The sequence below is a fragment of the Streptomyces sp. NPDC088246 genome, from assembly GCF_044741025.1.
Classification (GTDB): Bacteria; Actinomycetota; Actinomycetes; order Streptomycetales; family Streptomycetaceae; genus Streptomyces.
Genome location: NZ_JBIURV010000148.1, coordinates 1 through 3,132 on the forward strand (window position 1 = coordinate 1; position 3,132 = coordinate 3,132).

General features: G+C 68.1%; 2 protein-coding genes. One reads left to right on the top strand and one right to left on the bottom strand.

All coding sequences use genetic code 11. From position 1 onward, the window contains the following. Positions 1 to 159: 159 nt before the first annotated feature. Complete coding sequence (locus ACIPEK_RS46380; RefSeq protein WP_402009000.1) at positions 160 to 1,536, bottom strand: hypothetical protein; 1,377 nt, start codon at positions 1,534 to 1,536, stop codon at positions 160 to 162. 607 nt (positions 1,537 to 2,143) lie between these two features. Here ACIPEK_RS46380 and ACIPEK_RS46385 point away from each other — a divergent pair. After that, positions 2,144 to 3,132: hypothetical protein (locus ACIPEK_RS46385; protein WP_402009003.1), on the top strand; the 989-nt coding region annotated here is incomplete at its 3' end.

The window sequence follows — 3,132 nt, forward strand, 5'->3', positions numbered from 1 at the left end:
CCTGTGGTTCCCGCCGGCCGATATCCCGCTCGGTTACGGGCAGCAGGGCCGGCCGCCCGTGCTCGTGATGGTCTCGGGCTACTCGCGGATCATCATCGCACGGATGCTGCCGACCCGGATGACGGGCGAGCGGCTTGGAGCCCTGTACCAGGCAGGACTTCAGAATGGTGGCTCGTCCATCCACAGGTGTGTCGTCGGTACGGCGGGCGGTGGTGGGTTTGTGTGCTGCAGGAGGGCCAGGGCGTCCTTGATGCGGCCGAGGTCGATGAGGTAGCCGGCCAGGGTGCTGGTGTTGGCGGGGGCGTACTGCTCGAGGACGATGACGGCGTCCTCGGTGCGCCCGGCATTGGCCAGCAGCGTGGCGACGTGCTCCGCCGCATACGAGGTGGTGCCCTCAGGGTGGGCTCGGGTCAGCTCGACGGCCTCGTCGACCCGGCCGCAGGCGGCCATCAGTGGGAGCCTGATCCAGAACAGCTCCCACTCCTCCTTGCCACGACGGGCCTTGAGGTCGTCGAGCCAGGTCAGGGCGTCCTGCGGGCGGCCCTGGTCGGCGTACAGGGTGCATAGCACGTCGACGATCCAGTCCTCCGCGCCGCCGGGGGCGTCGGCAAGCGCACGCATCACCTCGATCGCGTCGTCGTAACGGTCGTGTTGTGCCAGGAGGCGTGCGAGTTCCACTGCCGCGTTGCCGCGGCGAATGGACGCTTTGCTGGCTTGCCGGTAGACGGTGATCGCGCCGTCGACGTCGCCGCGCTCCTCGAGCAGCTCTGCAAGGCGCCGCGCGGCGTACCCGAGAGGTTCGGTGTCCGCGTAGGCGCGCAGCTCGTCGATCCGGTTGTGCCGGGCGAACAGGTCGGCGAGTTGGTCACGGCCGTTGAGTGAGGTGAACTGGCAGGTGGACAGCAGGGCGACCGCCTCTTCGACGCGGTCCTGGCGTTCGTGGACGGTGGCGAGCAATCCGATTGCCAGGTGGGGCTCCAGGCCGCGGCAACACCACGGGGAGTCGCACTCGTGCCCGGCCGGGATCCGGGCGGCGAGCAGTCCGGCGGCCTCCTCGTCGCGGCCGGCGCCTTGCGCGACGTCGATCAGTGCCTTGGCGAGGGACCAGTCGTCGATGTGGGGCTGCAGCAGGTCGAACGCCTCGTCGGCCAGGCCGTTCCGGGCGAGCAGCCGCGCGAACGACGCCAGCGTCAGCCCGCCCCCGGTCTCAGCGTACGAGCGGGCCGAGGCCATGTGCGTGCGGGCGAGGGCGACCGCCTCCTCACCGCGTCCCCATTCCTCCAGCAGCCCGGCCGTGGCTGCGGCTGCTGTCCACCAGCCCGTGGCCAGGTACGGGTCGAGCACCTCGAGCGCCTCGACCTGCCGGTCCTGCCCGCCGAGCACTCTTGCCCACTCCAACGCGCAGAACCACTCCCCGCGGCCTGCCTGGCGCTCCACCTCCTCGGCGTGGCCGAGCTCGAGCAACCGCGAGACCAGCTCCGGCGGGATGCAGCCGGACCGTGTCCGGGCCCGGTAATCAAGATCAGAAGCGTCCACGACCACGCACCGTAGCGCCTGCCTCTGACACCCTGCCCGTACCACCCACCGACAGCTTCGAATACAGCACAGTTGGAAGGGTCTGCCGCACTGGCTGGACGAGAAGCGCCGGCCGTCGAACACCAACCTGGAGCGCATCGACGCCGCCTACCGCCAGATGCGCCGCCAGAACGTCGCCCGGCACCTCCTGCGACGCCTGAACGCTGGCGGCGGGACGCGGGTGTAGCCGAGCGGGCCGGACTGCCCACCATCACGCCCACGCCCGCCGAACCTCGTCAAGTACGACGTCCGCGTGATCCCCAGCTCGTCCGCAAGGGATCCAGCCAGAAGATCGGTTTACCGTCACTCACCGGCAAACCGGCGATATCACCACCGCCCACCCACTACACAGGAAGGCCGGATCTGCTCTCCGGTTCCGGGATGGAGGTGGCTCAGTCTCCTCGGCGAGCTCGCGAGCGACATCACACAAACCAGCCACTGAACGGCCGGGCCGACCCGGCCGACCCGACAGTCACGGTGTTACTGGTGACCAGGCAAGAAGACGAGGACGCTGTTGACAACACCGAGTATCCCCACCATCGCGCCTCTGCCCGGCTATCGTGACCGGTTGCGGGCCCGCTACAGCGCGGCGGCAGACGAGCGGATCGAGAAGGCACGTACCGCCGCCCTCGTGCTCGGGCATACGGACGAGGTGCCTTGGGACGACATCCACGCGATCTACGTCCGGCCCTCCCGTACTGCGTGGAAGAGCTGTCTAGTGGTCATGAGTGATGTTCTCGCGACTGCATTTATTCGGTCGGCCGTGGTGGGCTATGTCCTCCTGGTCTTGGTGGCCGTGTCTGCCGTGACGGCCCCGGAGACGACGCCGCGGACCAAGCCGCTGTCGGCAGAGAAACGGCAGAAGGCAGAGCTTGAGCAGATGGTCGAAGGGACGCAAGGCGCCGCGGTGGTATGCATTGCGGTCTTCGCCGCCTCTTCGTTCCGGCGGTTCTCCGACACACGTGAGGCGATGAAGAAGGGGTACGCCAAGGACGGCGACCAAGTGGTAACCGAAGCTCTGGAAGCACTCCCCGCACTTGCCGCTCTCGCTTCCGCGCCGGCGGGCCGAACGCGCAACGAAGCGCTCACCGACGTACACGTGAAGGTGTCCGAGCTGGTGACCGCGGTGACAACTAGCACCAAAACGGCTGCGGGTATTCATGCCAAGTACATTGCCGACCGCGGGCGGCTGCGTGAACACGGCCGGAGAGTCCGCACCGCGTTCACCGACAAACTCTCCGAACTGGTGGAGAACCGCGAACCTACAGCACGTGCGCTCGGCGCCATGGCCCTCACAGTGGCCGCCCGCCAGTCTCAGGCCGCGTACGGCGCACTCCTGGATCCGGAGGCACTACCCGCCGCAGCAGACCCTGAAGTCAGGGAAGTAAGAGGGCTGGGCGTAGTGTTCGCCCTCGCTGGCCTCCCGGCCGTGGCAGCCCTCGTGTTCGGCCCCGCGCTCGGTGTGGAGGGAGCAGCACTGCTGTATTTCCCTCTCTCGACGTTCGCTCTGGCGGCCTTTTTCGTCGCCGCGTTCACACGAAAGCTCCCCCAGTTGAG